Below are 15,554 nucleotides of genomic sequence, written 5' to 3'. Positions count from 1 at the left end.
TGTCACCGCACCCGCTGGGGAGCCGGGGCTGTCAGTCGAGGTAGTCGCGCAGGACCTGGCTGCGCGAGGGGTGACGCAGCTTGCTCATCGTCTTGGACTCGATCTGACGGATGCGCTCACGCGTGACGCCGTAGACCTTGCCGATCTCGTCGAGCGTCTTGGGCTGGCCGTCGGTCAGGCCGAAGCGCATGGACACGACGCCGGCCTCCCGCTCGGAGAGCGTGTCGAGCACCGCGTGCAGCTGCTCCTGAAGGAGGGTGAAGCTCACCGCGTCCGCCGGGACCACGGCCTCGGAGTCCTCAATGAGGTCACCGAACTCGCTGTCGCCGTCCTCCCCCAGCGGCGTGTGCAGGCTGATGGGCTCGCGCCCGTACTTCTGGACCTCGATGACCTTCTCGGGGGTCATGTCGAGCTCGACCGCCAGCTCCTCCGGGGTGGGCTCGCGGCCCAGGTCCTGGAGCATCTGCCGCTGGACGCGGGCGAGCTTGTTGATGACCTCAACCATGTGCACGGGAATGCGGATCGTGCGGGCCTGGTCCGCCATGGCACGGGTGATGGCCTGGCGGATCCACCAGGTCGCGTAGGTGGAGAACTTGAAGCCCTTGGTGTAGTCGAACTTCTCGACGGCGCGGATGAGACCGAGGTTGCCCTCCTGGATGAGGTCGAGGAAGAGCATGCCGCGGCCCGTGTAGCGCTTGGCCAGGGAGACCACCAGACGCAGGTTCGCCTCGAGCAGGTGGTTCTTGGCGCGCTGGCCGTCGTTGGAGATCCACAGGAGCTCACGACGGTGCTTCGCCTCGAGCTCGCCGTCGTCGGTGCTCAGCAGGTACTCGGCGTACATGCCGGCCTCGATGCGCTTGGCGAGCTCGACCTCCTGCTCGGCGTTGAGGAGGGCGACCTTGCCGATCTGCTTGAGGTAGTCCTTGACCGGGTCCGCGGTGGCGCCGGCGGTGACGACCTTCTGCGCGGGCTCGTCGCCCTCGTCGGAGTCGGAGACCGTGTAGGAGCCGTCCTTGTCCTTGGAGGAGCGCGAGCGCTTGCCCGCCTTCTTGGCGGCAGCCTTCTCCGCCTCCTCACGGCGCATGCGCTCGAGCTCGCCCGTGAGGGCGGCGATGGAGGGTTCCATCTTGATGCCCTTGATGACCCAGCCGCGGAAGATGAACCCGTTGCGGGTGAGGAAGTCGCGGGCGACGACCGGCTCCTCCTCGTCGGGCAGGATGAAGCGCGGCACCGGGCCGTGGCCGTAGGGGGCCAGGGTGATGGGCTCCTCGAGCGTGCCGTTGCCTGCGATCTCCAGGCCCTCGACCACGGTGCGCGAACGCACGTAGAGGGTGGCACCGGGGGCCAGTCGCACGCCCTTGAGTGAGGCCGGGGTGTTGAAGGGGGAGCGCTTGGAGCCGTCTCCGTCCTCCTCGAGGCTCACGTCGAGGTAGTAGTCGCGCAGCTCGGGCGCGGGGCCCTCGTCCTCGGTTCCCTCGTCGCCGTCCTCCTCGTCGTCGGAGCCCGCCACGTCCTCCTCGTCCAGGTCCTCGTCGTCAGAGTCGTACAGGTCGTCGGAGTCCTCCGAGTCCTCGTCCTCCTCCTCGTCCGAGCTGTCGAGGTCGTCAAGGTCGAAGTCCTCGACCTCGTCGATGTCGTCCTTGCGCGAGGAGGCGCGCTTGCGCGAGGCTGTGGAAGTGGCCACGGATGTCCTTTCACGTGGGGTGACGTCTCAGGCGGTGGTGCGCGCGAGGCGCAGGCCACCACCGACGCAGCAGGCAACCGCGTCATTGTAGCCTTTATTCCCGCCGGCTCCTCATGCGCCCTCGTTGGCGGCTGGGAAGTGGCCCTGGATCCCCGGCCGATACGCTGCGCCCATGAGCTCACCCGCCACCGGATCCCTCCCCCGTCCAGACCAGGGCCCCACGGACCCCGCCGGGAGCGACTGGACCGGCGTCAGCGAGCGTGTGCGCGCCGGCGTCGATGCCCGCCTCGCCCAGGTCCTCGAGGAGCACCGTCGCCGCTGGCACGGCCTCGGTCCCGCCTGCGACGAGCTGCTGGACGCCGCCGCGGACCTGCTCAGCGGGGGCAAGCGCACCCGGGCCCTGCTCAGCGCCCTCGGCGCCGTCCTGCTGCTCGACGGCGTCCAGAGGCAGCAGGCCCTGTCCTCGCCCGTGGTCGCGCGCGTCGGCGCGGCCCTCGAGCTCTACCAGGCCAGTGCCCTCGTGCACGACGACGTCATCGACTCCGCCCAGACCCGACGGGGTATGCCGGCCGCGCACCGGCGCCTGGCCAGCCTGCACCGGGACTCGGGCTGGCTCGGGGACCCGGAGGCCTTCGGGCGCCACGGCGCCCTCCTCCTGGGTGACGTGCTGCTGTCCCTGGCAGCCGGGCAGATGAGCGGCCTCGCCGCCGTCGAGCTCGGCGGCCACAGCCTCCAGGCCGCCCGCTGTGACCGTGCCCGCAGCGCCTTCGACGCCATGACGGCCGAGGTCGCCGTCGGCCAGTACCTCGACATCCGCAGCGAGGTCACTGCCCTGTCCGCCCCGGGGGCGGACCCCACCGCCGCCGCCCACGCCATGCACGAGCAGGCCCTGGCCGTCGTGCGCCACAAGTCCGCCCGATACTCCGTCATGCACCCGCTGCTCATCGGTGCGCTCCTGGCGGGCGTGGAGCCCGGCTCTGCCCTGTACGAGGCCCTGTCGGTCTTCGGCGAGGAGGTCGGCACGGCCTTCCAGCTGCGCGACGACGACCTCGGGGTCTTTGGCGACCCGAGGGTCACCGGCAAGCCCGCGGGCGACGACCTGCGCGAGGGCAAGCGCACCGTCCTGCTGTCCCTGGCCTGGCGGATGGCGGACGAGGACGGACGCCATGCCCTGCGCGCCGTCCTGGCCCAGCCCGGGGCCGGGCAGGCCGCGCTGGCGCACGCCACCCGGGTCATCGAGGGCTGCGGTGCGCGCCGGGCCCACGAGGCTCAGGTCGAGGCGCACCTCGCTGCCGGCCTGGCCGCACTGCGCGCCCTGGAGCCGGGCACGCTGCCCGAGACCTCCTCGCGGAGCCTGGAGGAGGCGGCGCGGGCGCTCACGCGCAGGCGCGCCTAAGTGGCCGGGCGCGTTGGTTCCGGCGCCCGGCCCGCCCGCCCGTAGACTGCCCGCGTGGTCACGGATCCCCTCATCGGACGCCTGGTCGACTCTCGCTACGAGATCGTTGACCGGGTGGCCTGTGGCGGCATGGCCACGGTCTATGCGGCCCACGACCGCAGGCTTGAGCGCACGGTGGCGCTCAAGCTCATGCACCCTCACCTGGCGGACTCGCCCGACTTCGTCTCCCGCTTCCGCCGCGAGGCGCGCGCCGCGGCACGCCTGAGCAACCCGGGCGTCGTCGCCGTCTACGACCAGGGCAGCCTCGACGGCGTCGCTTACCTCGTCATGGAGCTCGTCGAGGGCCCCAACCTGCGTGACCTCATCTCCACCGGGCCGCTGAGCGTCAAGGAGGCGCTGGGGCTCATCGCCCAGGTGCTGCGCCCGCTGGGGGCCGCGCACCGCGCGGGACTCGTCCACCGTGACGTCAAGCCGGAGAACGTCCTCCTTCCCTCCGACGGCTCGGTGGCCAAGGTCGCCGACTTCGGGCTGGCGCGCGCTGTCACCGAGTCCGCCCAGACCACCACCGGCAATGTGCTCGGCACCGTCGCCTACCTCGCCCCCGAGCTCATCACCGCGGGCGTGTCCTCGCCGCGCGCCGACGTCTTCTCCACCGGCGTCATCCTCTACGAGCTGCTCACCGGAGAGCAGCCCTTCGCGGCGGACACCCCCATCCAGATCGCCTTCCGCAACGTCCACGAGGACGTGCCCCTGGTGTCCGCGCTGGTGCCCGAGGCGCCCGCCTGCGTGGACAGCCTGGTCGCGGACATGACCCGCCGTGAGCCGAGCGAGCGCCTGGCGGACGCCGACGAGGCCCTGGCGCGGCTGCGTGCCGTGGTCGCCTCCCTGACCCCCAGTGAGATGAGCGTCAAGCGCGGGGGCGGCACCGGTTCGCTGCGCACGCAGGAGGTGCTGGCAGCCAACGCGGAGGCGGCCCGCCAGGCGGTGCGCCAGGAGCCAGAGGCCGACGACGCGGACTCGACCCCGGCTGCCGGGTTCAGGACCGTCTCGCTGCCCATCGGGTCCATCGGCTCCTCGGGCGCCACGCGCTCCCTGGACCGCTCGGCCCTTGCCGCCGCGCAGCAGGCGACGACCTCGCTCAGCCGCCCGCGCCACGGGCGGGTGCGGCGTCGTGCCGTCATTGGTCTGGGCACGCTCACCGCCCTCGGTGGGGCGGGCGCGGGCTGGTGGTACACGCAGGAGGGACCGGGGCGCCACGTCGATGTCCCGCAGGTCGTCGGGCTCGTCCAGGAGGAGGCCCAGGCCGCCGTCGTGGCCGCCGGGCTGGTCTGGGCGGCACCGACCCGCGCCTACTCGGACACGGTCGCCTCAGGCTGCGTCATCTCCTGCGACCCGGACCCCGGGTCCTCGGTACGCCTGGGGGCGCCCGTCACAGCGGTCATCTCACGCGGCATCGAGCAGAAGCAGGTGCCCGACGTCGTCGGACGCAGCCGCGAGGAGGCCACGGAGGCGATCACGCAGGCGGGTCTGGCGGTCGGCGCCGTCACCCAGGCCTTCTCCGGCTCCGTCCCCGAGGGGCAGGTGGTCTCCACGAGCCCGGCCGCCGGTGAGATGGCCAACCACTCCTCCGCCGTCGCCGTCGTCATCTCCAAGGGGCGCCAACCCGCCCAGGTGCCCGATCTCGCAGGGATGAGCGAGCAGGAGGCCGCCACCGCCCTGCAGAAGGCGGGCCTGGAGCAGGGCGAGGTGACGACCTCCTACCACGACACGGTGGAGCAGGGACGCGTCATCTCCTCCAGCCCCGCGGCTGGGGCCACGGGCGTGTACGTCGGGGACAGCGTCTCCCTCGTCGTCTCGCTCGGCCCCGAGATGGTCACGGTCCCGGAGGTCACCGGAAAGAGCGAGTCGGAGGCCACGACCGCGCTGAGGACGGCGGGCCTCGTTGTGACGGTGTCCTACGTGTGGGGCGGCCTGTTCGGCACGGCCCGCTCGACGGACCCGGCGTCCGGCACGAGCGTGCGCAAGGGCTCGAGCGTGACCCTGTACGTCGTCTGAGGCAGCGCCGGCGGGCTCAGCCGCGCAGCATCTCGGCGACCTCGAAGGCCATCTCCAGGGACTGCTGGTGGTTGAGACGCGGGTCCACGAGCGTCTCGTAGCGCTCGGCCAGGCGCTCGGCGTCGATGTGCTCGCCGCCGCCCAGGACCTCGGTGACGTCGTCGCCCGTGAGCTCGACGTGGATGCCCCCGGGGACCGTGCCCAGGGCCCGGTGGACCTCGAAGAAGCCGCGGACCTCGTCCATGATGGTGTCGAACTCGCGGGTCTTGTAGCCGGTCTCGGCGGTGATGGTGTTGCCGTGCATGGGGTCGGTGACCCAGGTGAGCGGGCGGCCGTCGGCCTGGACGGCCTCGACCAGGGTCGGCAGGACGTCGCGGATGCGCCCGGCGCCCATGCGGGTGATGACGGTCAGGCGGCCGGCGTCCCCGTGGGGGTTGAGGTGGTCGATGAGGCTGATGAGCTGGGCGGGCGTCGTCGTCGGGCCGACCTTGACGCCCACCGGGTTGTGCACCCCTTCGAGCAGGGCGACGTGCGCGTCCTCGGCCCCGCGGGTGCGCTCACCGATCCACAGCATGTGGGCGGAGGTGTCGTACAGGCGTCCGGAGCGCGAGTCCTCGCGGGTCATGGCGTCCTCGTACTCGAGCAGCAGGGCCTCGTGGGCGGCGTAGAAGTCGACCTGGCGCAGGGCGTCGAAATCGACCCCGGCGGCCGCCATGAAGCGCATGGCCCGGTCGATCTCCTCGGCGAAGGACTCGAATCGCTTGTAGGCCGGGTTGGCGGTGAAGCCCCGGTTCCAGGAGTGGACCTCGCGCAGGTCCGCGTAGCCGCCCATCGTGAAGGAGCGGATGAGGTTGAGCGTGGTGCCGGCGCGCAGGTAGGCGTCGAGCATGCGCTGGGGATCGGGCACGCGCGCCTCGGCGGTGAAGGGGTGGCCGTTGACCGAGTCCCCGCGGTATGAGGGCAGGGTGAGCCCGTCACGGGTCTCGGTGTCCGCGCTGCGGGGCTTGGCGTACTGGCCCGCCATGCGGCCGATCTTGACCACGGGGGTGGAGGCGCCGTAGGTGAGGACCGCCGCCATCTGGAGGATGGTCTGGAGCTTGAGACGGATGTTCGTGGCGGTGTTGTCCCGGAAGGACTCGGCGCAGTCGCCGCCCATGAGGACGAAGGCCTCGCCGCGCTCGGCCTTGGCCATCCGCTCGCGCAAGGAGTCAACCTCACCGGCGAAGACGAGCGGGGGCCGGGTGCGCAGGTCCGCGGCGACCTCGGCCAGACGCCCGGTGTCCGGGTAGGCGGGCTGCTGGGCGGCGGGGCGGTCTCGCCAGCTGGCAGGGGTCCGGGGGGCGTCGAGCTCGTTCATCACACCGGCATCATACGGAGGAGGTGCAGCGGCCCCCGCGCCCGCCACCAGGCGGGACACGGGGGCCGTCGTCGTCAGCGCGGGGCTGGCTCAGTGCTCCGCGGAGACCTCAGCGGGCTCGACACCCTGGCCGATCTCGGCCATGAGCCCGGTGAACCAGGGCTGGGTGATGTCGAAGGCCTTGTGGCCGGCGATGCGCGGGAAGGCGATGGCGCACAGCTCGTCACCGTTCTCCTCGTCGTTGCCGATGACGCCGGACTCGCCCTTGAGGGCGCACTCGACGGCCAGGTCGCACATGGACTTGATGAGGTCGAGGTCCTCCTGGTTGGCGTTGGTGGCGCGAGAGAAGTAACCGGACTTCTGGACCATGACCTTCTCGGCGCCGATAAGGTGCGCGAACTGCTTGGCGAACCACTGGCCGGGGTTGATGGTGTCGAGCTTGACGTGGCCGAAGGGGTCACGCTGGACCTCCTCGCCACGGGCCTCCATCTCGGCGATGATCTCGGGGACACCGGCGCCCTCGGACAGGAAGATGTTGACGTTGCCCTGGGAGTCCATGAGGTCCTTAAGGCGCTTGGCCTCGGCCTCAAGGTCGAGCTTCATCTCCGGCAGGAAGACGGCGTGCACGTCCCAGCGCTCGCGCGCCAGGCCCAGGGACGGCGCCCAGCTCTTGGTGCCCAGCAGCTCGTGGTAGCGCTTGGCGGTCTCGGCGGTGAGGTAGCCGCAGTTGCGGCCCATGCACTCGTGGATGATGAGCATGCGCGGGTTGGAGCGGTGCTCGCCGATGACGTTGAAGGCGAAGCCTGCGCCCTCCTGGGCGGCGGACCAGGCGCCCAGGGACTGGCGGATGGGCACGATGTCGTTGTCGATGGTCTTGGGCAGGCCGACGACGGTGAGGTCGTAGTCGTGCTCCTTGAGGTAGGCGGCCAGGTCCGCGGCGGTGGTGTTGGTGTCGTCGCCACCGATGGTGTGCAGGACGTCGACGCCGTCCTTGCGCAGCTGCTCGGCCGCGAACTCGAGGGGGTTGACGCCCTCCTCCACGAGGCCGCGCTCGACGAGGTTCTTGGCGTTGGTGAGCTTGACGCGGGAGTTGCCGATCGGGGAGCCACCGAACTCGCGCAGGATGCCGGCGTTCTTGCGGCCCTCGTCGTCGATGACGATGTAGTTGCCGGTGAGCAGGCCGTGGTAGCCGTACTGGTAGGCGATGATCTCGACCTCGGGAGCGACCTCGGTGTAGCGCTCGATGAGGTCGCCGACGGCGGCGGACAGGCAGGGGGCGAAACCGCCCGCGGTGAGCAGGGCGACGCGACGGATCGACATCGAGAACCTTTCGGGTTGGGTGCGTGCAGCTCGACGCCGTCGGGAGCGAGCCCGCCGGCGGCCGGGACGAGGGCGGCACGGGACGTGCCTTGACGCGGAGTTTACCCGGCCCGGCGGGCGAGAGTCAGGGTCCCGCACCCGCCCAGCCGCCCAACGCTGCCTGCGGCCGGGTCGAGGCCGCACACGCCCGGCCCGCGCGTCAGTCCTGGGCGGGTCCGACGGTCCCTGCCGCCCCGGGCTCCTTGCCGGTGCCGGTGCTGTGGTCCCCGCCCTGGGGGTCCTCGACCTCCGCGGGCTCCTCAGCCTCGACGGGCTCCTCGGGCGGCTCGGGCACGCTCGTCTCGGGGGCCGGGCGGCCGCCGGGGGCCTGGACCGGGGCGGCAGCGGGGCGGCGCAGGGCCCGGGCCTCGAGCATCTCGGTCACCACCTCGTCGGCGCTCTTCCTGTCAGCGTCCATGGCCTTCTTGACGTCGGCCGCGTAGAGATCGACGTACTCCTGGCCGGACAGGGCCATGAGGGCGTACATGATCTCGTCGGTGATCGAGCGCAGGACGAAGCGGTCGTTCTCCAGGCCCTTGTAGCGTGAGAAGTCCAGTGGCTCGCCGATGACGATGCCCACGCGGTGGCGGGTGGATGGCACCACCTGGCCGATGGGCTGGGCGAGGTTCGAGCCGATCATCGCCACCGGGATGACGGGGGCGCCCGTGGCCAGGGCGATGCGGGCCACACCGGTCTTGCCGCGGTACAGGCGCCCGTCGGGGCTGCGCGTGCCCTCCGGGTAGATCCCGAAGAGGTCGCCGGCGCGCAGTCGGTCGATGCCCGCCTGGAGGGCCGCCTGAGAGGCCCGGCCACCCGAGCGGTCCACAGGGATCGTGCCGACGGCGGTCATGAAGCTCTTGACAGCCCACCCCTTGACGCCCTTGCCGGTGAAGTAGTCCGACTTGCCGATGAAGGCCACCTCACGGTCGATGAGCAGCGGCAGGAAGAAGGAGTCGATGACGGCCAGGTGGTTGGAGGCCAGGATGGCAGCCCCCTCAGCCGGGATGTTCTCCTCGCCGCGGATCCAGGGCTGGTAGAGCATCTCGAGAGCGGGGCCGACGGCCGTCTTGATGCCTCGGTATCCCACGGGGACCTCCTGCGCCTGGGTTGAGATCGTCTGGAGTGGGCGCGTGGGTGCACGCGGCCGCTGACAGGAGTCTAGCCTCAACGTGTGCCTTCCCATGCCCCACCGCGCCCCGCGGGAGCAGGGCGCGCGCGGGCCGTGCAGCCGGCCTTCGAGCAGATGGGGCTGGCACTGAGCGAGGTGTCCTTCGTCGTCGTCGATCTGGAGACCACCGGCGGCGCTCCGGGTGCCCACGCCATCACGGAGATCGGGGCCGTGCGTGTGCGCGCGGGGCAGGTCCTGAGCGAGATGGGCACACTCGTCAACCCCGGCGCCGTCATCCCGCCCCAGATCACCCTCCTCACGGGCATCACGAACGCGATGGTGGCCGGTGCGCCCATGGTGGCTCAGGCGCTGGAGCGTTTCCTCGGCTGGGCCGGCCTGGACGAGCCGGGGACGGTGCTGGTCGCGCACAACGCGCGTTTCGACGTCGGTCACCTGCGCGCGGCAGCCCGCGAGCTGGGGCTGCGGTGGCCCGAGCCCGTGGTGGTTGACACGCTGGCCCTGGCGCGGCGGGCCTGGAGCCGGGCGGAGGTGCCCAACCACCGCCTCGCCACCCTCTCCTCCTTCGTCGGCTCCCCCACGCGCCCCACGCACCGCGCCCTGGACGACGCACGGGCCACGGTGGACGTGCTGCACGCCGCCCTGGAGGAGCTGGCCACGCTGGGCGTCACCCATGTGGAGGACCTGGCGACGGCAAGCGACCCTGTTCCTGCGGCACGCCGGGCCAAGAGCCGCCTGGCTGACGGCCTTCCCTCGACCCCGGGCGTCTACGAGTTCGTCTCCTCCACCGGCGAGGTGCTCTACGTGGGCTCGGCCGTGGACCTGCGCCGGCGGGTGCGCTCCTACTTCACGGCGGCGGAGAGGCGCACGAGGGTGGCGCAGATGCTCGACACCACCGTTGACGTGCGTGTCATCCCCACGCCGACTGAGGTCGAGGCGCGTGTGCGCGAGCTGCGTCTCATCGATGAGCTCGACCCCGTCGTCAACCGTCACTCACGCCACCCGCGCCGTCGGCCGTGGCTGCGTCTGGCGGGCGGGGCGCAGCCGCGCCTGGTCTCCACGACGCTGCTGGGGACCGAGGAGGTGTCCTGCGCGGTGGGGCCCTTCGCCTCGCGCAGCGCGCTGCGTGACGCCCAGCGGGCGGCGGAGTCGGTGCTGCGCCTGCGCTCCTGGGACGGCCACGGCGCCGCGGGCCTGGCCCCGCAGCAAGAGCCCGCCCAGCAGGCGGAGCTGGCCCGCCGTGCCCTGTCTGGCGAGTGCGACGTGGTGGCGGCGCCCCTGCTGGAGCGGGTGGCGGCGCTGGCGGCCGCGGAGCGCTTCGAGGAGGCCGGGCTCTGGACGGCGCGGCTTCGCTCCTTCCTGGAGGCCTCGCGGCGCGCTGAGGCGGTGCGCCCGCTGCTGGCCTGCCCGCACCTCGTGGCCGCCCGCCGCCGTGAGGGCGGCGGATGGGAGCTCGTCGCCGTGCGCTGGGGGCGCCTGGCAGGCAGCGCGGTGACCCCGCCGGGCGCGGACCCCCGTCCAGCGGTGACGGCGCTGCGCTCGACGGCTCAGGCGGTCCAGCGCCCGGAGAGGGTCGGGCAGGCGACGAGCGTCGAGGAGACGCTGCTGCTGGCCGAGTGGGTGCTGGAGGACGGGGCCAGGCTCGTGGAGGTCGGCGCCGAGGACCCCGCGGCCGAGGCCGTCGGGGCGCAGATGGACGTGTGCGCTGCCCTCACCTGGCCGGTGGGTGCAGCGGCCCGTCACCAGCGCGTGCTCCGTGCCGAGGGCTGAGGGCCCTGGCGCGGCCCGTGCGCGTTCTGAGGGCACAGGTCGCGCCGGTGCGTGCGCAGGCCCCGGCGGCTCCCGGTGCTCAGCCGGCAGCGACGACGGCGCCGCGCCGGGCGCTCAGCGCAGCGGCAACGGCCTCCTGCAGCGCCAGGGGGTCCAGGGGGCGGGGCACGACGGCCTGCGCCTTGGCCCAGGCGGACAGCCAGGCGTCCTGGGGGCGGGCGGTCAGCAGCACCACCGGGGGCCGCTGGTCGAGCTCGACGAGGAGCTCGTGCGCCAGACCCATGCCTCCCAGGCCCTTGGCCTCGGCGTCGAGGACAAGGACGTCGAAGGGGGCCCTGCCCTCAGCGGCGCGGTCCTTGAGGGCCAGGCGCACACCCTCGGCGGTGGCGCACTCGGTCCAGTGCACGAGGGGCAGGCCCTTGGCGGGGCGTCGCCCGACACCGGTAAGGACCTCCTGGCGCACGTTGGCGTCGTCGGAGAAGACAAGGAGGTCGAGGCGGTGGCTGGTAGCCTGGTCGGTCATGGGTCCTCCGTGCGATCGGACGTGCGTGGCAGGGCCGACCGTCGTCCGGGCTCGTCCGGGAACGGCAGGTCCGGCACTGCGCCGTCAGTGTAATCACAGTCGTCACTCTGGCGACCCCTTAAATCGGTGGATACGATCAATAACGTCCAGGACCTCGGTTCAGACTATGGACCGTCGTTGACGCGCCGGGACCGCCCGGCCAGCACGAAAGGCAGCCGCACATGGCCGTGTACACGCTTCCCGAGCTCCCCTACGACTACTCCGCCCTCGAGCCCCACATCTCCGCCAAGATCATGGAGCTCCACCACGACAAGCACCACGCCGCCTACGTCGCGGGCGCCAACGCCGCCCTCGACAAGCTCGAGGCCGCCCGCGAGTGCGGCGACCACGGCGCCATCAACCTCCTGGAGAAGAACCTCGCCTTCAACCTCGGCGGGCACATCAACCACTCGGTCTTCTGGAAGAACCTCTCCCCTGACGGCGGCGGTCGTCCCGAGGGCGAGCTCGCCGAGGCCATCACGGACTCCTTCGGCTCCTTCGAGAGGTTCCAGGCGCAGTTCACCGCCAACGCGCTGGGGATCCAGGGCTCCGGCTGGTCCGTCCTGGCCTGGGACAGCGTCTCCGGCAGGCTCGTGACCTTCCAGCTCTTCGACCAGCAGGGCAACGTCCCGGTGGGCACCATCCCGCTGTTCCAGGTGGACATGTGGGAGCACGCCTTCTACCTCGACTACCTCAATGTCAAGGCCGACTACGTCAAGGCCATCTGGAACATCGCCAACTGGCAGGACGTCGCCGAGCGCCTGGCGGCCGCGACCTCCCAGGCCCAGGGCCTCATCCTGCGCTGAGGCCGTCGGCCGAGGCCCGTTCCGCGTGCCGGCACCCGCACGCGCCGGCCCGACCCCTGTCAGCCGCACGTGTTTACACACAACCCCCCTCCCACCTGGGGGGGTGCCCGGGGCGTCGTCGTCGGGCGGCGGTCACAGCCGCGCGCGGTCACAGGAACGCGGCAACATCCAGGACGTAGGCGAAGGCGGGGACGGACTCACCCGAGGAGCCGGTGCCCGCGGGCATGAGGACGACCACCCGCGACCCCGCCGGGACCCCGATAAGCCCGCTCAGGCCAGGGGCCTGGGCCATCGTCACGTACTGGGGGCTCGCCTGCTCCCAGGAGGACTGGCTCACCGAGCCGTCCCAGGAGGTGAAGGCCATGTTGAGACCGATCGTGTCCTCTGCCGTGATCGCGGCACCCGTCCCCCGGGCCAGGACGATGACCTCCGTCTGCGTGGGCTCTACGGCGCCCTCGCTGACGCTGATGGACGCGGCGGAGCCGAGCTCGCCGGTCACCGTCACGCCGCGTTCCGCCAGGGCCTGCTCCCCCTCGAGGCTCGCGCCGGCAGTGGTGCCGAGGGCCTTGATCTCCACCACGAAGACGAGCGGGCCCGTCGGGCTGCCGTTGGTGGCGGTCTCGCCGTAGGCGTACTGGGAGGGCACGCTCATGAGTACCCTGTCGCCCACCTTGTGCCCGGCCAGGCCGCAGCGCCACCCGGTGATGACGCCCTGGAGGCTGAAGGTCGCCGGCTTGCCGCGCTCGTAGGAGGAGTCGAAGGTCTTGTCGGAGTCCCACTGCCACCCCGCGTAGGAGACGGTGACGAAGTCGGACTCCGTGACCGTCGCGCCGTCGCCCTCCGCCAGGGTGGCGACCGTGAGGTTGGCGGGGGCGGCCTCGCCCGTCCACGTGGGCACCGGGGTGGTGCCCTCCTCACCGGCGAGCGTCGGCAGGGCCGTGGAGGACTCGTCGATGGTGAGCCCGGAGCAGACCACCCCGGTCGCCACGCCCGGGGACGTCGTGCCGCTCGGCGTCGCGGTGGCCGTCGCGTCGGCCCCCGTGGAGGAGCCGCAGGCGGCGAGGACGAGGCTGGACGCGAGCGCGAGGGCGCTCAGGGCGAGGTGGCGGCGCAACATGGTCTCCTTGGCGGGCTGTGTGGGCGTGTGGCGGGTGGTGCGTGCGACGGCCGCCGTGCGCACGGCGGCCGTGGGGCGGAGCGGTCGTGCCGGACCGTGCACCGCTCAGTGGAAGGACTCGCCGCAGGCGCAGGTGCCCGAGGCGTTGGGGTTGTCGATGGTGAAGCCCTGCTTCTCGATGGAGTCGGCGAAGTCGATGGTCGCGCCAGACAGGTACGGCACGCTCATGCGGTCCACGACGACCTCGACCGCAGCCAGGTCAGCGGCGCCGGTCTCGAAGGAGCGCACGGCGTCGCCGTCGAGCAGGCGATCGTCGAAGTAGAGCTGGTAGACCAGGCCGGAGCAGCCTCCGGGCTGGACGGCCACCCGCAGACGCAGGTCGTCGCGCCCCTCCTGGGTGAGCAGGGCGGCGACCTTGGCTGCGGCGGCCTCGGTGAGAAGCACCTCGTGCTCGGGGACGGCCGTCGTCAGGTCGGTCAGCGTGGTCTCAGCCATGTGAGTCTCCTCATTCGTGGGCGTGCCGGGCCCGGGACGCGGTGGCGCGGGCTCCAACCCCCAGGTCGGGCATCTTGTTCCCCGTCAGCCTACGTCCAACCCCGAGCCGCACCGTTGTGGCGGCACTCACCGAGAGCGGGACGGGCGGCACGCCTCAGGCCAGGGTGACGAGCTCGAGGTACTCCTCGCCCCACAGGTCCTCGTCGCCGTCGGGCAGGAGCAGCACCCGGTCCGGCTCCAGGGCCTGGACCGCGCCCTCGTCGTGGGTGACGAGGACGACGGCGCCCTCGAAGGTCCCCAGTGCGCGCAGGATCTCCTCCCGGCTGGCAGGGTCGAGGTTGTTGGTCGGCTCGTCCAGCAGCAGGACGTTGGCGCTGGACACGACGAGGATCGCCAGCGCCAGGCGCGTCTTCTCCCCACCCGACAGCACCCGGGCGGGCTTGTCCGCGTCCGCGCCGGAGAACAGGAAGGAGCCCAGCACGCTGCGCACCTGGGTGTCATCCATGTCCGGGGCGGCACGGCGCAGGTTCTCCACCACCGTCCGGCCGGTGTCGATGGTCTCGTGCTCCTGGGCGTAGTAGCCGATCTTGAGCCCGTGGCCGGGCACCACCTCACCGGAGTCAGGGGTCTCGACGCCGGCGAGGATACGCAGCATCGTGGTCTTGCCCGCGCCGTTGAGGCCCAGGATGACGACGCGGCTGCCGCGGTCGATGGCCAGGTCCACCCCGGAGAAGACCTCGAGGGAGCCGTAGGCCTTGCTCAGCCGTGAGGCCCTCAGAGGGGTCTTGCCGCAGGGCGCGGGGTCGGGAAAGCGCAGGTGGGCGACCTTGTCCGCCGCGCGCTGGTCGTCGAGGTCCTCCAGCAGGCGCTCGGCACGGCGCAGCATCTGCTGCGCGGCCACGGCCTTGGTGGCCTTGGCCCGCATCTTCTCGCCCTGGGCGCGCAGCGCGGCGGCCTTCCGCTCCGCGTTCGCGCGCTCCTTGCGACGGCGGGCCTCGTCCTCGGCGCGCTGGCGCAGGTAGGCGTCCCAGCCCAGGTGGTAGACGTCCAGCACCCCGCGGTTGGCGTCGAGGTACATCACCTGGTTGACGGTGTCGCGCAGGAGCTCGACGTCGTGGGAGATGACGATGAAGCCACCGGCGTAGGTGCGCAGGTGGTCGCGCAGCCACAGCACGGAGTCGTGGTCGAGGTGGTTGGTGGGCTCGTCGAGCAGGAGGGTGTCGGGCTGCTGGAAGAGCACGCGCGCGAGCTCGACGCGACGTCGCTGGCCACCTGAGAGGGTGCCGACTGGCTGGTTGAGCACACGGTCGGGCAGGCCCAGGGCTGCCGCGATGCGTGAGGCCTCGCCCGCGGCCGCGTAGCCCCCGGCCATGGTGAACTCGTGGTCGAGGCGGGTGTAGCGGTCCAGGGCCTTGGCCATGGCGTCACCCTGGGTCGTGGAGATGCGCTCCTCCGCCTTGCGGATGCGGGCCAGCAGCGCGTCGATGCCGCGGGCGGACAGGATGCGGTCACGGGCGACCTCCTCGAGGTCACCGACCTTGGTGTCCTGGGGCAGGTAGCCGACCGAGCCGTTGCAGCTGATGGTGCCGTCGTAGTCGACGGCCTGCAGGCCGTGGGCCTCGTCGGCGTCCGCGACCGCCTGGCTCGTGCCCTGGGCGACGGACTGGGCGGCCAGGAGCTTGGTCATGGTCGTCTTGCCGGCGCCGTTGCGCCCAACCAGACCGATGCGCATCCCCTTGTCGACGCGGTAGCTCGCTCCGGCGACGAGCTGGCGGGCGCCGATGCGCATGGTGAGGTCCTGGACGTTGATCACGCCCGTCATGCTAC

Annotated in this window: 12 protein-coding genes; 4 read left to right on the top strand and 8 right to left on the bottom strand. The window is 71.9% G+C overall.

Features of this window, described 5'->3' with window-relative positions:
- Positions 1-31 precede the first annotated feature (31 nt).
- Positions 32-1,684 carry an RNA polymerase sigma factor gene (locus ACSJJR_RS00410; RefSeq protein WP_435941547.1) on the bottom strand — a complete coding sequence of 551 codons (1,653 nt, stop codon included), beginning with the start codon at positions 1,682-1,684 and terminating at the stop codon, positions 32-34.
- 172 nt (positions 1,685-1,856) lie between these two features.
- On the opposite strand from ACSJJR_RS00410, the gene ACSJJR_RS00405 reads away from it, so the two are divergent.
- Entirely contained in the window at positions 1,857-3,080 is a 1,224-nt protein-coding gene (locus ACSJJR_RS00405) for a polyprenyl synthetase family protein (RefSeq protein ID WP_435941546.1), read from the top strand.
- A gap of 54 nt (positions 3,081-3,134) precedes the next feature.
- Entirely contained in the window at positions 3,135-5,135 is a 2,001-nt protein-coding gene (gene pknB, locus ACSJJR_RS00400) for a Stk1 family PASTA domain-containing Ser/Thr kinase (protein ID WP_435941545.1), read from the top strand.
- A 16-nt stretch (positions 5,136-5,151) separates the two neighbouring features.
- On the opposite strand, the gene ACSJJR_RS00395 is transcribed toward pknB, so the two are convergent.
- From ACSJJR_RS00395 to ACSJJR_RS00385, 3 genes are all read right to left on the bottom strand, one after another.
- Positions 5,152-6,492: a class II 3-deoxy-7-phosphoheptulonate synthase gene (locus ACSJJR_RS00395; protein WP_435941544.1), complete on the bottom strand. Its 1,341-nt coding sequence runs from the start codon at positions 6,490-6,492 to the stop codon at positions 5,152-5,154.
- A 90-nt stretch (positions 6,493-6,582) separates the two neighbouring features.
- Complete coding sequence (locus tag ACSJJR_RS00390; RefSeq protein ID WP_435941543.1) at positions 6,583-7,812, bottom strand: pyrophosphate--fructose-6-phosphate 1-phosphotransferase; 1,230 nt, start codon at positions 7,810-7,812, stop codon at positions 6,583-6,585.
- Positions 7,813-8,011: 199 nt separating this feature from the next.
- The gene (locus tag ACSJJR_RS00385) at positions 8,012-8,938 is read right to left on the bottom strand and encodes a lysophospholipid acyltransferase family protein (protein ID WP_435941542.1); all 927 of its coding nucleotides are present in this window, start codon (positions 8,936-8,938) and stop codon (positions 8,012-8,014) included.
- 135 nt (positions 8,939-9,073) lie between these two features.
- Here ACSJJR_RS00385 and ACSJJR_RS00380 point away from each other — a divergent pair, with 135 nt between their 5' ends.
- Entirely contained in the window at positions 9,074-10,747 is a 1,674-nt protein-coding gene (locus tag ACSJJR_RS00380; protein ID WP_435941748.1) for a DEDD exonuclease domain-containing protein, read from the top strand.
- 79 nt (positions 10,748-10,826) lie between these two features.
- On the opposite strand, the gene ACSJJR_RS00375 is transcribed toward ACSJJR_RS00380, so the two are convergent.
- Positions 10,827-11,270 carry a hypothetical protein gene (locus ACSJJR_RS00375; protein WP_435941541.1) on the bottom strand — a complete coding sequence of 148 codons (444 nt, stop codon included), beginning with the start codon at positions 11,268-11,270 and terminating at the stop codon, positions 10,827-10,829.
- 221 nt (positions 11,271-11,491) lie between these two features.
- On the opposite strand from ACSJJR_RS00375, the gene ACSJJR_RS00370 reads away from it, so the two are divergent.
- Positions 11,492-12,115: a superoxide dismutase gene (locus tag ACSJJR_RS00370; protein ID WP_435941540.1), complete on the top strand. Its 624-nt coding sequence runs from the start codon at positions 11,492-11,494 to the stop codon at positions 12,113-12,115.
- Between the two features lie 148 nt (positions 12,116-12,263).
- Here the strand turns inward: ACSJJR_RS00370 and ACSJJR_RS00365 are convergent, their stop codons facing one another.
- The 3 genes from ACSJJR_RS00365 to ACSJJR_RS00355 all read right to left on the bottom strand — a co-directional run bounded on the left by ACSJJR_RS00365 (position 12,264) and on the right by ACSJJR_RS00355 (position 15,549).
- Positions 12,264-13,232, bottom strand: coding sequence for an FKBP-type peptidyl-prolyl cis-trans isomerase (locus tag ACSJJR_RS00365; protein ID WP_435941539.1), 969 nt, complete (start codon positions 13,230-13,232; stop codon positions 12,264-12,266).
- A gap of 105 nt (positions 13,233-13,337) precedes the next feature.
- Positions 13,338-13,727, bottom strand: coding sequence for a HesB/IscA family protein (locus ACSJJR_RS00360; RefSeq protein WP_435941538.1), 390 nt, complete (start codon positions 13,725-13,727; stop codon positions 13,338-13,340).
- 154 nt (positions 13,728-13,881) lie between these two features.
- The gene (locus tag ACSJJR_RS00355; protein ID WP_435941537.1) at positions 13,882-15,549 is read right to left on the bottom strand and encodes an ABC-F family ATP-binding cassette domain-containing protein; all 1,668 of its coding nucleotides are present in this window, start codon (positions 15,547-15,549) and stop codon (positions 13,882-13,884) included.
- Positions 15,550-15,554: the final 5 nt, after the last annotated feature.

This window comes from Actinomyces sp. W5033, from assembly GCF_051303165.1.
The sequence above is the reverse complement of the archived record's forward strand: the minus strand, read 5'-3'. Positions and strand labels throughout refer to the sequence as shown.